This is a genomic window from Nocardia sp. CA-135953, from assembly GCF_050955735.1.
Classification (GTDB): domain Bacteria; phylum Actinomycetota; class Actinomycetes; order Mycobacteriales; family Mycobacteriaceae; genus Nocardia.
This window is the reverse complement of the sequence record NZ_CP192082.1, coordinates 2565531-2581618: the sequence shown is the minus strand read 5'-3', so window position 1 is coordinate 2581618 and position 16088 is coordinate 2565531. Positions and strand designations below refer to the sequence as shown.

The following is a 16088-nucleotide window of genomic DNA, read 5'->3' as shown; positions in this document are numbered from 1 at the left end:
TGGCCCGACGACCCACGCGAGGAGGCCCGCCCATGACCGCGTTCGATGCCGGTTCGCTGCTGTTGCGGCTGATCGCCGGATTGACCATGGCCGCACACGGTTACCAGAAACTCTTTTCCGGTGGACGGATCCCGGGCACCGCCCGGTGGTTCGACAGTATCGGGATGCGTCCGGGACGGTTGCACGCCGTGGTAGCGGCGAGCAGCGAAATCGGCGCCGGTCTGATGCTCGCTGTCGGCCTGCTCACACCGGTCGCCGGTGCCGGGTTCGTCGGGCTGATGCTCGTCGCAGCCTGGACGGTGCACCGTGCGAACGGGTTCTTCTCGGTCAACTCCGGATGGGAGTACAACCTCGTGCTCGCGGTCATCGGCATCGCTGTCAGCACCACCGGCGCTGGGGAGTGGTCACTCGACGGCGTCCTCGGACTCAGCGATCGGCTGTCCGGCCTGACCGGGTTCCTGATTTCGGCGGTCGGCGGACTGGTCGCCGGCGCAGCCCTGTTGATGATCTTCTTCCGGCCCACCTCGTCGGAGTCCCGGTGAACGGCACAGAAGACCCCTCAGGCCAGGGCCCCCTGACCGGCCTCACTGTGGTCAGCCTCGAACAGGCGGTTTCTGCACCAATGTGCACCAGGACGCTCGCCGACCTCGGCGCCAGGGTGATCAAGATCGAGAATCCGGCCGGGGGTGACTTTGCCCGCGACTACGACGACGTGGTCCACGGAATGGCGGCGCATTTCGTCTGGCTCAACCGCAACAAGGAGTCCGTAACGCTGAACCTCAAGTCGCCCAGCGGACTCGAGGTCATGCACCGACTATTGGCCGGGGCGGACGCATTCGTGACGAACCTCGCGCCAGGGGCGACCGCCCGGCTGGGACTGGACGCCGAGACCCTCGAACGCCGATATCCCCAGTTGGTGACCTGTGAGATCTCCGGGTACGGAGGTGGTGGCCCGCTCTCGGCCAAGCGCGCCTACGATCTGCTCGCGCAGGCCGAATCCGGTGCCTGCTCGATCACCGGGCTGCCCGGTGCCCCGGCCAAACCCGGGCCACCGGTAGCCGACGTCTGCACCGGCCTCTACGGCGTGATCTCCATTCTCGCGGCGCTCCACTCCCGGGGCCGCACCGGACACGGCGCAAAGATCGGAGTGAGCCTGTTCGACACCATGACCGAACTGATGGGCTACGCCCTGACATGGAGCCGTTATACCGGCGAAGACATGGAGCCGGTGGGAATGGGGTCTCCCTCGGTCGCGCCTTACAGCTCGTATCGCACAAGCGACGGCCAAGTGGTAGTGCTCGGCACCACCAACGATCGGGAGTGGCAGCGGCTGGCGAACGAACTCCTCGACCGTGCCGACCTGGCTACGGCCGAACAGTACCGACGCGGGCCCGGGCGGGTCGCCAACCGAGCGGAGCTGGACCGCGCGATCGGCCAGTGGTGCGCACGCCACACGCTCGCGCACATTCAGAAGGCCGCCGATGACGCCGGAATCGGCAACGCTCGCTACAACACCACCACCGATGTCGTCGGCCATCCACATCTGGCCGCCCGGGAAAGATGGCAGGAGGTGGACTCACCTGCAGGCCGCGTGAGCACCCTGCTGCCGCCCCCGGATATCAGCGGGCACCCGCCGATCCTGGGCCCGATCCCCGCCCTCGGCGAGCACACCGATACCGTCCTTCGCGACCTCGGCCTCGACGAAGAAGCCATCCAGGGTTTGCGCTCCGAGGGAGCTATCGGCGATGCCTACATCGGTCGTGTCAGCTGATAGTGCTCGTCCACGTACCACTCGGCTCGGCCTGACGTTGCCTGTCCGACACCGGACACGGCGATTCTTGCCAAGAGTGCCTCGAGCTCGAGACCTCCAGTTCGAGAACCACCATCAGAAATGGAGCGGCGCCAAGTGAGCACGCTCAGGGAACGCAACCGTATTCGCGCCCGCAACGACATCATCACGGCCGCACTCGCGTTGTTCGAGCAGCAGGGGTACGACGCGACCACCGTCGAGCAGATCGCCCGGGCCGCGGGCTTGTCCAGTGCGACGGTGTTCCGGCACTTCCCGAGCAAGGAGGACGTCCTTTTCGGCGAAGAGGACGATTCCGCCAGGGCAATGGCGGAATGCGTGGCGGCTCGGCGGGATCCCGCGGTCGACGTCGCCGCACTCGCCGAACCAGTGGTGAAGTTTGCTGTCGAACTCCAGGATGAGCGCACACACAGGCTGACCAGACTGGTTATGACCACCCGATCGCTCGAGGCCCGTAGCCTGCGCATGCGGTTGCGATGGGAGCGCGAGATCGCCCGCACGCTCGCCGCTGAAGAAGGCGACGCCGCGCCGACCCTTCGACACACGCTGATCGCATCGATCGCGATCTGTTGCCTCAGCGCGGCGTTTCGGTATTGGGACAGGTCCGACCCTTCTTCGAATCTCACCGATCTCGTCGAGTCGGCATTCGAACAACGGGTGTCATCGGACCGGGCACGCTGACGCGGTGCGCCGACGCCACGCCCAGCGTCGAGCCTGGACGCTTCCCCTGGGCGGCCGGGGATAGTGACCGGGCCCTTCAGGCCTCGGCTGAGCGAAGCCACGGAGCCCAATTGCCCAATTCGAGTAATTATGTTACCAATTCAGCATGGCCTTGAGCGTCGAGAGGTGCCGCCAATGCGACTGCGGCTCGAGTCGGACCTGGAGGATCTACACGCGGCAGACGACGGTGCCGAACGTACCGTCGGGCCGCTCGCGGAGAAGCTCGACCGGCCGCAGAGTTTCCCGCCCGAGTTGTGTGCCGCAGTGCGCGATATCAGGGTGACCAGGCTGCCCTTCGCTGAGGAACCCCTTCGCCGAGGAACCCCCTCGCCGAGGAACACAGTGGTGACGGGGGCACAGTCCGCGCCTACGTCGTCGCGACGCGCGAGGTCGCCCCGGCATTGCCCCATCGCGGCGCTCTACCCCGGCACGTTGATTCAGGTCGCCCTGACGCTGCTCGACCACGGCACAGCCGAACAGATCCTGCGGTACCGGTACTCGCCCGTGAATTGCTGACCGACGCCACCCGAGGAGGAATATCGCAATGACCACTTCCGCCCATCCACTCGACCTCACTGGGCATGTCGCACTCGTTACCGGAGGAAACTCCGGAATAGGGCTCGGCATGGCCGATGGTTTGGCGCGCGCCGGGGCCGACGTGTGCATCTGGGGCCGCAACCCGGACAAGAACAAGGCCGCCGTCGAGCAGTTGCTCGCGCACGGCGGTCGTGCCGTGGCATACGAGGTGGACATCGCCGATGAAGACGCCGTCGTCAGCGGGTTCATCAGACTCGTCGACGAGTTCGCCCGCCTCGACTCGTGCTTCGCCAACGCCGCCCTCGCCAACGCGATGACCAGTCCGCCCTACCTGCATTCCACACTGGACGAGTGGCGCAACCTCATGCGGGTCGACCTCGATGGCGCCTACCTCACCACTCGTGAGGCCGCCCGGCACATGAAAGCCCTCGGCAACGGCGGAAGCATCGTGCTCACCTCGAGCATCGCGGCACTGTTCGGATCACCGCGCGAAGAAGCCTATGCAGCCGCGAAAGCCGGCCTGCTCGCCCTTTCCCGCTCCCTGGCCGTCGAGTTCGGCCGACACGGTATCCGCGCCAACGCCGTACTGCCCGGATGGACTCGGTCCCCGATATTCGACGGGTGGCTACAGGACCCGGCGGTCAGCGACAAAATTCTCTCCCGGATCCCGTTGCGCCGCTGGGGAACCCCGGAGGACTGGGCCGGGATCGCAATCTACCTGGCCAGCTCGGCGTCGTCGTTCCACACGGGGGACGCCATCCGGCTCGACGGCGGATTCGGGGTGTTCTGATGGGCTCAGCCACAACCGGTTACGGCGTACTCCAGACGCGGGTCGAGGACGGTGTCCTCATATTGACACTCAACCGGCCGGACGCCCGCAACGCACTCTCCCCCGAACTGGTCGACGCGTTACATCGTGCACTGGACCAGTTCGTCGAGGACGACACCCAGCATTCGGCGGTGATCGCCGGAAACGGCCGGGCGTTCTGCGCCGGACTGGACCTCAAGGTCTATGCCGAGGCGAACGCCGACCGCAGCCAGGTCAGTTCGTTGATCCGGCGTATCGGCCTGTTGCCCAAGCCGGTGATCGGGGCAGTGAACGGGCCGGCTGTCGCCGGAGGTCTCGAAATGGCCCTCGGGTGCGACTGGCTCGTCGGTTCGCCGACGGCGATGTTCGCCGACACGCATGTCCGGATCGGCGCATTCCCCGGCGGCGGGATGACCGTCCGGCTGTCCCGCGCCGTCGGTGTGCGTACCGCCAAGGCCATGTCCCTGGGCGGGCTCCGGCTCGATGCCGACGCCGCCCTCCGAACGGGACTACTCTCCGAAATCGTCGATCCGGACCAGCTTGTCGCGCGCGCGACCGAACTCGCGGCGGTCGCCGCGGCCGCCGATCAGGATCTTGTGCACGGCATCCGCACTCTGATCGACCAGAACGCGGACCGCGCGCTGCCCGAAGCGCTCGCCTTCGAGGCGCAGGAACTGCAAACCTGGCGCACCCGTGGCCGAACGGGATGGACCGTCCGCAACGTGCTCCCGCCCGGCTGATCAGGAGCTTCCCAGTCGACCGGATCACGCCTGCCCGCATATCGATGCTGGCCGTGCCCGCTCGGCTCGCCGAGACGATAGCGCTTGGCGCGTAATTCGACGCTGCCGGGTTCCCGCTCCTGTACCTGCGGTCGGATCCCGTGTGACTGTGCCTGTCGCTCGCGACAGGCCACCCGCTCGATCACTCTTGCGACCTTAAGTAGAATACTAATTAAACTGATAGTGTTCTGGAGCGTCGAGCGGTTCTCCGTCTACCTACGCATGGACAGACGCAACCGATCCGCTGCGACACAGGGATCGGCCAGGCACAGTCCGCAGCAGTCCACCGGCGGATAACCCGAAGTAGCAAGCCGGAAATCCGGGCCACCGGGGTCGGTCACCACAGGAACAATCAGCTGGTGAAAGGAAAACCTGATGCGTGGCGTAGTTCTGCACGCCCCCGGCGACATTCGCGTCGAACACCGTAACGACCCGGCGATCATCGAGCCGACCGACGCGATCATCCGCATCTCGGCCACTTGTGTGTGCGGATCGGATCTGTGGGACTACCGCGGCATACACCCCGTCTCCGAACCCATGCCGATCGGCCACGAGTACTGCGGCATTGTCGAAGAGATCGGCGCCGAGGTCACCACCATCCGCCCGGGACAGTTCGTGATCGGCAGCTTCGTCGCGTCCGACAACACGTGCCCGCACTGCCTGGCCGGCTACCAGAGCGCCTGCCAGCACAGGAAATACGTCGGCGCCGACGGTGCCCAAGCCGAGGCGCTGCGAGTGCCCCTTGCAGATGGCACCCTCGTCGCCACCCCCGGTGTACCCGAGGACGAATTGTTGCCCGGCCTGCTCACAGCCTCCGACGTCCTCGGCACGGGGTGGTTCGCCGCTGTCGCTGCCGGAGTCCGCCCTCGATCAGTCGCCGTTGTTGTCGGTGACGGGGCCGTGGGTCTGCTCGGCGTCCTCGCAGCCCGAGAACTGGGTGCGGAACGGATCATCGTGATGAGCCGGAACGCCTCCCGCCAGAAACTCGCGCAGGCGTTCGGCGCCACCGACATCGTCGCCGAACGCGGCGAGGACGGCATTGCGCAGGTCATGGACCTCACCGGCGGCGTCGGCGCCGACGCGGTCCTGGAATGCGTCGGAACCGGCGAATCCTTCCAGCAAGCGCTGCGTTCGGCGCGCCCCGGCGGCGGTGTAGGAATCGTCGGGCTCCCCCACGACGTCTCTGTCCGGGGCCAGGAGCTGTTCTCCTCCCAGGTCCGAATCCAAGGCGGACCGGCTCCGGTCCGACGATTCCTGCCTGAACTGATCGACCTCATCTGGCAGCGCAAAATTGACCCAGGTCCGGTCTTCGATCTGGCACTGCCGCTGGAAAAGGCAGCTGACGGATACGCCGCCATGGACTCCCGACGCGCCGTCAAGGCCATCCTGCACCCGTGAGTCACGGCCCCGCCGACAGGTCCACCCGCGGGTCACGAAGAACTCGCCGTCGCCGGGTCGGCACAGAGACCAGGTAGGCGCCACTAACAAGATTAGTATCTAGATGATAGAACTATTAAGACTCTCGGGATGCGAGAACAACAGGGCACTCGCACGGTCGGACCGGCCGGCGAGACACCATCCGGTCTATCGAAGGAAATATCTATGGGCGAGCGATACGCCGACTTCCCAAGCCTGAAGCTCGAACTCGGCAAGCACGGAGTGATGCACCTGATCCTGGAGGGACCGGCACTCAACTCGGTAAGCCCCCAGATGCACCGCGACCTGGCCGACGTCTGGCCCGTCCTCAACCAGGACCCCGAGGTGCGCGCAGTCCTTGTCTACGGTGCCGGAAAAGCTTTCTCCTCGGGCGGCAACTTCGACCACATCGAGCAGATGACCAATGACTACGACACCCGGCTGCAGACCATGCGTGAGGCGCGCGATCTCGTGCTGAACCTGGTTGCTTTCGACAAGCCGGTGGTCTCCGGTATCCGCGGGCCTGCCGTCGGCGCGGGTCTGGTGGTCGGCATGCTCGCCGACGTCTCGGTCGCCGGTAAGAAGGCCAAGATCATCGATGGCCACACCCGGCTCGGCGTCGCCGCGGGTGACCACGCCGCCATCTGCTGGCCGCTGATGATGGGCATGGCCAAGGCCAAGTACTACCTGCTCACGTGTGATCCGTTGAACGGCGAGGAGGCCGAACGCATCGGCCTGGTCTCCCTCTGCGTCGACGATGACGACGTTGTGACCGAAGCGGAGAACATCGCGACCCGGCTCGCGCAGGGCGCACCCACCGCGATCCAGTGGACCAAGCACAGCCTCAATCACTGGTACCGCTCGGCGATACCCGCGTTCGAGGCGTCCCTCGGCATGGAATTCATCGGGTTCGGCGGCCCCGAGGTACGCGAAGGCCTTGCCTCCCATCGCGAGAAGCGGGCACCGGTCTTCGTGACCGAACCGGAAGAGGAGAAGCACTGATATGGGAACCACCAAAGTTGCGCTGGTGACCGGCGCGTGCGGCGGGATCGGCAGCGCCATCACCCGCCACCTCGCCGAGGCAGGGTACTCGGTCGCGGCCTGCGATCTGGATGAGACGGCGGCGGCCGACCTCGCGAAATCACTGCCGACGCGGAGCATCGGCGTCGGGGTCGATATCAGCGACAGCGCTGCCGTCGCGACCGCTATCGCCACGGTGGAGGCGGATCTCGGTCCGGTCGACATCCTCGTCAACAACGCCGGCATCGACAAGATCGAGCCCTTCCTCCAGTCGACCGAGGAAACGTGGCAGAAAGTGGTGTCGGTCAACTACCTGGGCACCGTCACTGTCACTCGCTCCGTGCTGGACGGCATGATCGAGCGCAAATTCGGCCGGATCATCAATATCGCTTCCGATGCCGGCCGGGTCGGCTCCTCTGGTGAGGTCGTCTACTCGGGCACCAAGGGTGCGGTGATCGCCTTCGGCAAGGCACTGGCCCGCGAGGTAGCGACCAAGGGCATCACCGTCAATGCGGTGTGCCCTGGACCGACCGATACACCGCTGCTCAAACAGCTCTCCGACCTCAGCGAGAATTTGTTCGAGGCCACCCGCAAGGCGGTGCCGATGAAGCGGATCGGCCAACCGGACGATATCGCTCCCGCGGTCGTATTCTTCGCAAGCGCAGGCGCCGCTTACATCACCGGCCAAACGCTGTCCGTCAGCGGCGGCCTCACGATGGCATGACCGCGGTGACCAGCGTCCGCGTCGAACGAGACGGCAGCGTCGCGACCATTGTCCTGGACGGAGCGACGCGGCTCAACCCGATCGGCACCAAGACCTGCACCGCGATTGCCGCTGCCGTCCGCGATCTCGAGGCCGATACCCGGATTCGTGCGGTCGTCGTGCACGGAGCCGGCCGTGCCTTTTCGGCCGGCGCCGATATCGACGAGATCTCCGGATTCGACCACCGCGACCAATTCGAGCAATTCATCCACACCTTCACCGATGCACTCGAGCTGATCGAAGTGAGCCCGCTCCCATTCGTCGCCGCGATCAACGGCGCGGCAATGGGTGGCGGGCTGGAACTCGCCCTCGCCTGTGATCTGCGGGTGGTGCACGCCGCCGGGAAACTCGCGCTGCCCGAGGCCAAACTCGGTGTGCTACCAGGCGCGGGCGGCACCCAGCGCCTGCCCCGGCTCCTTCCGCGCGGTATCGCCACAGAGATGATCATGCTCGGCCGGACCATCACGGGAGCCCGCGCGCACGAGCTGGGTCTGGCGAATCACCTCAGCGACTCCCCCGAGGCGGTGCTGTCGGACGCGCAGGCCCTCGCAGCCGAGCTGGCCGCCGGCGCTGGCTTGGTCCCCCAGATGACGAAATCTTTGCTTCGAGAGACTGCGGCATGCACCGTTGCCGACGGCATCGTCCGGGAGCGGGCGGTAGCAACCGACCTGCACGCCAGTGCGGACGGCCAGGAGGGTTTCCAGGCGTTCGTCGAACGGCGGGCTCCACAGTTCAGGAAGGAGCGTGGGCTGTGAACCTCGACTATCCTCCCGAGGTCGACACGCTCCGGGCGCGGATCCGGGAGTTCCTCACGCGTGAACTCCCCTCGGACTGGGCGGGCCTGGGTGCTCTAGGCAGCGACGAGGCGCGCCGATTCACTGCTTGGTGGCGCGGCAGGCTCGCCGAAACTGGGTACATCGCGCCCAGCTGGCCGACCGAATACGGTGGCGCCGGACTCAGTCGGCTCGAACAGGTGGTGCTGGCCGAGGAATTCGCGAAGGCCGGTGTCCCCCCATACGGACCCAACGACAATTTCTCGATCAAAATGATCGGGAATCTGCTGCTGCGCTACGGCACAGACGAGCAGAAGCGACAATTCTTGCCGCGCATCGTGAGCGGAGAGGACACCTGGTGTCAGGGTTTCTCCGAACCGGGTGCCGGATCTGATCTCGCGGGGCTGCGTACCCGAGCACGCCTGGTCGACGGCGAGTGGATCATCGACGGCCAGAAGATCTGGACGTCCGAAGCACGCAGCGCGAACTGGATGTTTCTGCTCGCGCGGACCGACCCCGAGGCGACCCGGCACAAGGGCATCACCATGCTCCTGGTGCCCATGGACCAGCCTGGGATCACCACCCGGCCGATCACCATGATGACCGGCGGAACCGATTTCAACGAAGTGTTCTTCGACGGCGCCCGCACGGCGGCGGCAAACGTGGTGATCGGCCCGGAGCATGGCTGGGAGGCTGCCATGGCGCTGCTCGGTCTCGAGCGCGGCGACCAGGCCGCCACCAACCCGATCTTGTTCCGGGCCGAAGTCGACCGGCTCATCGGTCTGGCCCGCGAACGCCACCTCACCTCCGACGAGCTGGTCCGCGATCAGCTGGTGCGCGCCTACACCCGAGTCGAGATCATGCGCTACCTCGGACTGCGCACCCTTACCGGCTGGCTCAAAGGCGAGACGCCCGGTCGAGATGCCTCGATTTCGAAACTGTACTGGAGTGAGCACCACCGCGAGACCACCGATCTGGCGGTCAGTCTGCTCGGGGCGGATGCGCTCGCACCGACCGGCCGCGCACCGATCCGGCACTACCGGACCGACGACCCGGGGGCGCCGAATTCGTCGGCTTCCTGGACCGACACCTGGATGGCGGCGATCTCCGGCACGATCTACGCCGGAACCTCGCAGGTGCAGCGCAATATCCTCGCCGAGTCGGTACTCGGCCTGCCCAAAGAACCCCGCCCGCAATGAATTCCCGCTCGGCGCACGCCACGCTCGACTGCGCCGAGCCCACGAGGAGGCAATCATGACCGACCCGACTACCTCGGAACGACTCGTACTCCGCGACGACACCGACGGCGTAGCAATTCTGAGCTTCAACCGTCCCGACCGGAACAACTCCTGGTCGGTACCGATGGAGAAGGAGTACTACCAGCTACTGCGGGAATGCGGCGACGATCCCGCGGTCCGGGTAATCATCGTGACCGGTAACGGACGCAGTTTCTGCCCGGGCATGGACACCAACACCCTGGCGGACCAGGCAGCCGATCCCACCCTGAATACCCAGCCGCACAAGCGGGAACCGATCACTACACCGCGCACGATCCGCAAACCGGTGATCGCGGCCATCAACGGGGGCTGTGCCGGTATCGGTCTGATCGCCGCAATGAACTGCGATCTGCGTTTCGTATCGTCCAAGGCCAAAATAACCTGCGCGTTCTCACAGCGCGGAATCATGGCCGAACACGGATTGGCCCACTCGCTGACCCGCGTCGTGGGCACCTCCCGCGCACTGGACCTGCTGTTCTCGTCCCGCATCGTGATGGGACAGGAAGCCGTCGAACTCGGTCTGGTCGACCGGGTCTTCGAGCCCGATGAGTTGCTGCCGCGCACCCTCGAGTACGCGCGGGGGCTCGCTGCCAACAGCTCCCCTGTCTCGATGGGCGTGATGAAACAGCAGGTTTACGAGGCCCTCGAGACGACTCAGGAGGAAGCCCGCACGATGGCGATCCGCTGGTGGTACGACGTGCTGCGCGACCACAGCGACTTCAAGGAAGGCGTCATGTCCTACCTGGAGAAGCGGCCGCCGGCCTTCTCACCATGGGACCCCGCCACGCCCACGGTTCCCGCCCCACTGCCGAACGACTGACCACACCAACCTCGCGGCGCTCGGGGGCCACTACCGGGCACGCACAATGACGGGACTCGGCTCACCTCGACCCCGTCGCCTCGCAAACAACTCCTGGTAGATCAGCGGTTGCCGAGACCATGTTCTGCCAGGAGTTCGTGTGCCAGAATTGCCGAGTTGTCTGCCCTCGTCATGCGGCCCACAACCCAGTCACCGATACGGTGTCCGGCGTATCCGTTCCTCGTGCGGTGACGAGCAGTGGGCCGTGCTGCCCGCAGCACGGGCAGGCGCTGTGAGACACATCCCCACCGCCCGGTGCTGGAGGCGATCTTCTACCTGGTCCGTGGCGCCATCGTGCGGCGAGCACCGGCCAAAGATTTCCCGCTCCGACTACGACATGTTCTGCCGCTGGGCCAAAGCCGGTGTGTGGCAACGGATCACCGACGTACTGCGCGATCGGATTCGAGTGCGCGCGGGCCAGCAGACCCAGCCCGACAGCGGCGATCATCGACACTCAACGCCCCGGAATCGGATGGCAGGCTGCACTCGGTCACAGTGTCGAAGGCATCCTTGTCATCAGAGGGCGCCACGCCGGTCACATCCAAGGTGACGATCACCTCGCCGTTGTCCCGGTGCGGATACCGATCGCGTCGTCCGCCAGCGCTCGACAGCCGAGCAGTGCGGAATCCGACCATTGATCTACCAGCTCGGTGGGCGTGACGCTGTCCAGGAAATGGATCCACCCCACCGACTACATGAAGGTCGACAACGGGCCCACGGTCACATGTACCGCCCGCCGGTCACCTCCAAGACGGTGCCGGTGAGGTAACTGGACATGTCGCTGGCCAGGAACAACGCGACCGAAGCCACCTCACTGGGCTCCCCGGCCCGGTTCATCGGGATCTCCGCCAGCTTGGAGTCCCAAGCCCGCTGCGGCATGGCTTCGGTCATCGCGGTACGGATGAGCCCAGGCTGGATAGCGTTGACGCGTACCCCCGAACCTGCCAACTCCTTCGCCGCGGCCTTCGTCAAGCCCACCATGCCCGCCTTGGCGGCGCTGTAGTTCGTCTGGCCGAAGTTGCCGACCTTGCCTGCGATCGATGACATCGTAATGATCGACCCTCGGCCCTGCTCGCGCATCACGGCGCCGGCGGCGCGGGTACCCAGCCACGCACCGTAAACGTGTACGTCGAGGACAGTCCGAAAGTCCTGGGAGGTCATCTTCAGCATAGTTTTGTCACGCGTTATCCCGGCGTTGTTCACCATGATGTCGAGCGACCCGAAGCGGCGTACGGTGTCGTCGATCAGGGCGGTCATGCCGTCTTCGTCGGTGACGTCACACCGAGCCGCCGCCGCCCCGAGCCGCTCCGCCTCACGTTCGGCCGACTCGAGGTTGAGATCCGCGAGCATCACCTCGGCGCCGTGCGCGACGAACGTCTCCGCGATGGCCAGGCCCAGTCCTTGAGCACCGCCTGTGACAACTGCGACGCGGCCCTTCAACAGGGTCATGGTCGATCCTCCCTCGCAATAAAATACTTATTCATTGCACTATATATGGTCAGAATTGACGGAGGTCGATGAGTGCCCGCTCCTCGACCACCCAGGCGCCTCGACGCGAATCCGGGCCTTGCTGAGAATGTTCGCCGCGTGACCTTCGGCGGTGCGCGGCGAGATCATGAGCTTCGATCCGGACGTCCAGAGCAGGCGTTCGCCGGGAGTACACACATCGCAGATCGCCTCCACCAGTTCCAAGCCCTATCCGAAGACGCAGCCGCACCCGGCTTGCCGGACTCGAGCTGCCGACGGCCTGGGAATTCACCGCAGACATGCCGAGCAACTCGAATGACAAAGTCCTGCGGCGCATCATCCATGACCGCGCAGCGGAGGATGCATGAGCGCTTGAAGTTGGAAACATAGCCATCCCCGTTGCGGGCGATGACATCAACGGACTTGTGCGCACACCCTAGCGTCGCGCCCTGACTCCCGGCGTGGGAACAAGCTGGCGACCGGTCGCCCGGCGGGCCTCGCGTTCGGCGAATTCGTGTGCCAGCGCGTCCGGTTGTGTGTGGTCCCCGCTGTACCGGTACAGCGACAACAACTCCCGCACCACGAACGGATCGTGCGCGGCGATGGTCTCGGCGGTCGCGCGCGCGACCGGAAGCAGTTCTTCGTGCGGGACAACTCGAGAAACCAGTCCGCTCCGCAACGCCTCGTCGGCACCGAGGACGCGTCCGGTAAGCGACATGTCCAGTGCAAGTCGGCGGCCCACCGCCCGCGGCAGCCGCGCGCTCATTCCGCCACCGGGCAAGATCCCTACACTCGCATGCGTATCCGCGAAGAGTGCCCGTTCGGAGGCGATGAGGAGATCCAGAGACAGCGCGAGCTCGAGACCACCCGTCGCGACCGCGCCATTGATCGCCCCGATCGTGGGCTTGGACAACTGCGCGATGCGCGTAATGGTGGCCGTCGCGCCCTCGGGAGGGCGCCGCGTCCGGGTGAACTCCTTGATGTCGAGCCCGGCGCAGAAGGCTGGATCGGCGCCGGTCAGCACGATGACCCGGACCGATTCCGCGGCTTCTGCCCGACTCAGGCAGGTATCGAGCGCACCCGCAAGGTTCGAGTCGATCGCATTGCGCGCGGACGGCCGGTTCAGCGTGATCGTCGCAACGCCTGCCCACTCGCCATAGGTCACCTCATTGTCAGTGATTGTCACGGCTCACCCTTCGTTCAAGGCTTTGCATCCGCCCTCGTTCACCTGTGCCGCAAACCGGTGCCCGCTTTCGGCGAAGGCACGTGCCTCCTCGCGGCATCCTCGGAGTCCAACACCGGCTCCGCCAGTTCACGCTGTCGCTGCCAGCGGTCATCGCCCGCCCGGTGTCGCGCGCCGAGCAGTACGTCCTTGCCGCCCCTGACGGCCAGCGGCCCGTTGGGGCAACATCCATCGCGCCGACGAGCGCACCACCGGGTTCCGTCAGCCAGTTCACCAATCCCCACTGGGCGACATCCTCTGCACCGAACGATCGGCCGGGAAGCGCGTACTCCGTCGGCCGGTTCAGCGTGATGACCAGTATGTCGCCCACGCGTTCGGTCAGGACCTCTTCCGACACCGGTCCGCTCGCCCCTCCCCATCGGGACCCACTGGGTCCGGACCAGGTCTACCACGCCGCGACTGGCCGCCAGCCGAGATATTCAGTGGATACTAACAGATATATAATTTATCTTTCATATTACACCCCACCGCCCGAACCGGCGTTGACCTGCCGAAAATATCGACTATATAGTTCACCGATTATGTTCCTTTGGAGGGTCGTACGACAGCGAACCTCCCTCGTGGCACATGGTCCCACGCGGCGCATCCCGCGATGTCCCGATCCCTTCCAGCATCGGAGGCCCCATGTCGTTCGAGTGGCCCACGCCCTCAGAGCTGCCCACGAGCGGTTCTCCCGCACCGTCGCGACGCGCAGTCCCTTGCCGGCATGCTCATCGAGTATTACGACTTCAGCGTCTACGCGTTTCTCGCCGGGATCCTCGCGCCGTCGTTCTTTCCGCGCTGAAATTCCGGCCGTAGCAACGCTGGGCGCATTCCTCGTGTTCGCATCGGCGTACCTTGTTCGACCGCTCGGTGGGATTGTGTTCGGGTGGATCGACGATCGGACAGGCCGCCGGATCGCGCTCACCGCGACCGTAACCGAATGATAGGAGTGATCAATTGTCCGTCGGATCGCACGACCACGCGCCCCGCGTCGCCATCGTGACCGGAGGCACCCGCGGGATCGGTGCCGCCCTCACCAGGCGGCTCGCAAAACGCGGATCCCGCGTCGTCGCCGTCTACCGGGGAGACGACGCCTCCGCACGGCGAGTGCAACAAGAACTGGACGGCGTCACCACGGTGCGGGCCGACCTGGCCGACCCCGAGGCATGCGTCCGGCTCGTCGAGGACGTCCTTGCCGAGCACGGCCGGATCGACCACTTGGTGAACAACGCCGGGCTGCTACTCGAAGCCCGATCGTCGGATACCACCATCCCCGACTGGGAACGGGTCGTGGCAGTGAATCTCTCGGCGGCCTTCCATCTGGCCAGTACCGCGGTACCGGCCATGCGCGCCGCGGGCTATGGGCGAATCGTCAACATCAGCTCGGTCACCGCCGTGATGGGCAGCCCCAGCGAAGCCGCCTACGGCGCGGCCAAAGCCGGACTGCACGGGCTGACGCGTTCACTCGCCAGGGAAACCGCCCGCCACGGCATCACAGTGAACACGGTGGTACCTGGGGTGTTCGAGACCGATATGACCGCGTCGATGCCGGAGAAGACGCGGGCGGCCATCGTCAAAATGATCCCGGCCGGGCGCCGGGGCAACCCTGACGAACTCGCGGCTGCCGTCGAATTCCTACTCGGGGACGACGCGGGGTACTGCACCGGATCGGTACTCACGGTCGACGGCGGCCTGAGTATGGGCGGTTGATCGAATGGCCCTGCAATGGTGGACGAGCCTGCCGCCGGTGCCCGCGCTGTCCGAACTCGGCATTCGCACCTCGTCGGCGGCGGATGGTGGAGTGGAGACGAGCCTCGACCTCGACACACAGTGGGAAGGAGCAGGAGTCGCGGGGCTGGCCGCGCTGCTGTGCGACGCCGCGACCGGCGCCGCTGTGGGGACTCTCGAACCGGAGCGCGCACTCGCCACGGCAATGCTCGCCATACAGGTCACCGGCCACCCGCGCACCACAGGCCGGGTTCGTGCCGTAGCGTCACCCACGGCTCGCCGCGGTGACTATGTGCTCGCGACGGCCAGCGTCCTGGACGACGATGGCACCGAGTTCGCGCAGGCCACAAGCTGGTGGGCGATTCGTGGACCACGAACGCCCCGCCCCGGCGGCCCTGTCGACACTCCGCCCCCGGCTCGGAAAGTATCCTTCATCCCGGCTCCGGTCGACATCCCGGCTCCGGTCGACCCGATCAGTACTCCCTTCGGCTACAGACTGGGGCTGACCGGATTTCGCCGGGACAACGACGGCACATCGTTCGAGCTCACCGACCCGACACCGTTCCACAACCGAACCAGTACCTTGCACGGTGGTCTCGGCGCACTACTGGCCGGACTCGCTGCCACCGCCGCGGTGGACGACGGCATGCGCACGCCTGAGGTATTGTCGCTGACCTGCCACTATCTGCGAGCAGCCGGTCCGGGCGCCGATCCGGTGCGAGTGCGCGGTTACCACGTTCGCAGCGGCCGGACGTCCGGGGTGGCCCGCGGCGAGGTCACGGCGCCGGACGGCAGACCCGCCGTCATGGCAGATGTAACAGTGGCCTTCACATCGTCCGTCTGCGACCGTGGGTGACCCCTTCAGGCCGACATGGCCCGGTGCCCGCCGCAGCAACATGAGCCGGGCCG

General features: G+C 65.9%; 16 protein-coding genes. 14 read left to right on the top strand and 2 right to left on the bottom strand.

The window, feature by feature from the left end; translation table 11 throughout:
- Positions 1 to 32: 32 nt before the first annotated feature.
- The 12 genes from ACQPXH_RS11805 to ACQPXH_RS11750 all read left to right on the top strand — a co-directional run bounded on the left by ACQPXH_RS11805 (position 33) and on the right by ACQPXH_RS11750 (position 10720).
- The gene (locus ACQPXH_RS11805) at positions 33 to 542 is read left to right on the top strand and encodes a DoxX family protein (RefSeq protein ID WP_433602359.1); all 510 of its coding nucleotides are present in this window, start codon (positions 33 to 35) and stop codon (positions 540 to 542) included.
- Positions 539 to 1771, top strand: coding sequence for a CaiB/BaiF CoA transferase family protein (locus ACQPXH_RS11800; RefSeq protein ID WP_433602358.1), 1233 nt, complete (start codon positions 539 to 541; stop codon positions 1769 to 1771). The genes ACQPXH_RS11805 and ACQPXH_RS11800 overlap by 4 nt, the downstream gene beginning before the upstream one ends.
- A 135-nt stretch (positions 1772 to 1906) precedes the next feature.
- The gene (locus tag ACQPXH_RS11795) at positions 1907 to 2488 is read left to right on the top strand and encodes a TetR/AcrR family transcriptional regulator (RefSeq protein ID WP_433602357.1); all 582 of its coding nucleotides are present in this window, start codon (positions 1907 to 1909) and stop codon (positions 2486 to 2488) included.
- 174 nt (positions 2489 to 2662) lie between these two features.
- Positions 2663 to 3043 (top strand): hypothetical protein, encoded by a 381-nt coding sequence (locus ACQPXH_RS11790; protein WP_433602356.1) that lies wholly within the window; start codon positions 2663 to 2665, stop codon positions 3041 to 3043.
- Positions 3044 to 3071: 28 nt separating this feature from the next.
- Positions 3072 to 3854 (top strand): SDR family NAD(P)-dependent oxidoreductase, encoded by a 783-nt coding sequence (locus tag ACQPXH_RS11785; protein WP_433602355.1) that lies wholly within the window; start codon positions 3072 to 3074, stop codon positions 3852 to 3854.
- Complete coding sequence (locus ACQPXH_RS11780; RefSeq protein ID WP_433602354.1) at positions 3854 to 4612, top strand: enoyl-CoA hydratase-related protein; 759 nt, start codon at positions 3854 to 3856, stop codon at positions 4610 to 4612. The genes ACQPXH_RS11785 and ACQPXH_RS11780 overlap by 1 nt, the downstream gene beginning before the upstream one ends.
- Before the next feature lie 414 nt (positions 4613 to 5026).
- Positions 5027 to 6049: a zinc-dependent alcohol dehydrogenase family protein gene (locus ACQPXH_RS11775; RefSeq protein ID WP_433602353.1), complete on the top strand. Its 1023-nt coding sequence runs from the start codon at positions 5027 to 5029 to the stop codon at positions 6047 to 6049.
- Positions 6050 to 6253: 204 nt separating this feature from the next.
- Positions 6254 to 7069 carry an enoyl-CoA hydratase/isomerase family protein gene (locus tag ACQPXH_RS11770; protein ID WP_433602352.1) on the top strand — a complete coding sequence of 272 codons (816 nt, stop codon included), beginning with the start codon at positions 6254 to 6256 and terminating at the stop codon, positions 7067 to 7069.
- A gap of 1 nt (position 7070) precedes the next feature.
- Complete coding sequence (locus tag ACQPXH_RS11765; protein WP_433602351.1) at positions 7071 to 7811, top strand: SDR family NAD(P)-dependent oxidoreductase; 741 nt, start codon at positions 7071 to 7073, stop codon at positions 7809 to 7811.
- 5 nt (positions 7812 to 7816) lie between these two features.
- Positions 7817 to 8605, top strand: coding sequence for an enoyl-CoA hydratase/isomerase family protein (locus ACQPXH_RS11760; protein WP_433602350.1), 789 nt, complete (start codon positions 7817 to 7819; stop codon positions 8603 to 8605).
- On the top strand, positions 8602 to 9822 hold the full coding sequence (locus ACQPXH_RS11755; protein WP_433602349.1) for an acyl-CoA dehydrogenase family protein: 1221 nt from the start codon (positions 8602 to 8604) through the stop codon (positions 9820 to 9822). Before ACQPXH_RS11760 ends, ACQPXH_RS11755 begins: the two co-directional genes overlap by 4 nt.
- A gap of 55 nt (positions 9823 to 9877) precedes the next feature.
- Complete coding sequence (locus ACQPXH_RS11750; protein WP_433602348.1) at positions 9878 to 10720, top strand: enoyl-CoA hydratase-related protein; 843 nt, start codon at positions 9878 to 9880, stop codon at positions 10718 to 10720.
- 759 nt (positions 10721 to 11479) lie between these two features.
- Here ACQPXH_RS11750 and fabG read toward each other — a convergent pair.
- Together fabG and ACQPXH_RS11740 are read right to left on the bottom strand one after the other, a co-directional pair.
- Complete coding sequence (fabG, locus tag ACQPXH_RS11745) at positions 11480 to 12208, bottom strand: 3-oxoacyl-ACP reductase FabG (protein WP_433602347.1); 729 nt, start codon at positions 12206 to 12208, stop codon at positions 11480 to 11482.
- 454 nt (positions 12209 to 12662) lie between these two features.
- Positions 12663 to 13412, bottom strand: coding sequence for an enoyl-CoA hydratase (locus tag ACQPXH_RS11740; RefSeq protein ID WP_433602346.1), 750 nt, complete (start codon positions 13410 to 13412; stop codon positions 12663 to 12665).
- Positions 13413 to 14408: 996 nt separating this feature from the next.
- Between ACQPXH_RS11740 and ACQPXH_RS11735 the strand changes: the two genes are divergently transcribed.
- Together ACQPXH_RS11735 and ACQPXH_RS11730 are read left to right on the top strand one after the other, a co-directional pair.
- On the top strand, positions 14409 to 15161 hold the full coding sequence (locus ACQPXH_RS11735) for a 3-oxoacyl-ACP reductase family protein (RefSeq protein WP_433602345.1): 753 nt from the start codon (positions 14409 to 14411) through the stop codon (positions 15159 to 15161).
- A gap of 4 nt (positions 15162 to 15165) precedes the next feature.
- Positions 15166 to 16035 (top strand): PaaI family thioesterase, encoded by an 870-nt coding sequence (locus ACQPXH_RS11730; protein ID WP_433602344.1) that lies wholly within the window; start codon positions 15166 to 15168, stop codon positions 16033 to 16035.
- The last annotated feature ends 53 nt before the right edge of the window (positions 16036 to 16088 follow it).

Coding starts and splice junctions, on each gene's coding strand:
- ACQPXH_RS11790 (WP_433602356.1), top strand. CDS start 2,663: ATGCGACTGCGGCTCGAGTCGGACCTGGAGGATCTACACGCGGCAGAC.
- fabG (WP_433602347.1), bottom strand. CDS start 12,208: ATGACCCTGTTGAAGGGCCGCGTCGCAGTTGTCACAGGCGGTGCTCAA.
- ACQPXH_RS11780 (WP_433602354.1), top strand. CDS start 3,854: ATGGGCTCAGCCACAACCGGTTACGGCGTACTCCAGACGCGGGTCGAG.
- ACQPXH_RS11785 (WP_433602355.1), top strand. CDS start 3,072: ATGACCACTTCCGCCCATCCACTCGACCTCACTGGGCATGTCGCACTC.
- ACQPXH_RS11805 (WP_433602359.1), top strand. CDS start 33: ATGACCGCGTTCGATGCCGGTTCGCTGCTGTTGCGGCTGATCGCCGGA.
- ACQPXH_RS11775 (WP_433602353.1), top strand. CDS start 5,027: ATGCGTGGCGTAGTTCTGCACGCCCCCGGCGACATTCGCGTCGAACAC.
- ACQPXH_RS11770 (WP_433602352.1), top strand. CDS start 6,254: ATGGGCGAGCGATACGCCGACTTCCCAAGCCTGAAGCTCGAACTCGGC.
- ACQPXH_RS11730 (WP_433602344.1), top strand. CDS start 15,166: ATGGCCCTGCAATGGTGGACGAGCCTGCCGCCGGTGCCCGCGCTGTCC.
- ACQPXH_RS11750 (WP_433602348.1), top strand. CDS start 9,878: ATGACCGACCCGACTACCTCGGAACGACTCGTACTCCGCGACGACACC.
- ACQPXH_RS11765 (WP_433602351.1), top strand. CDS start 7,071: ATGGGAACCACCAAAGTTGCGCTGGTGACCGGCGCGTGCGGCGGGATC.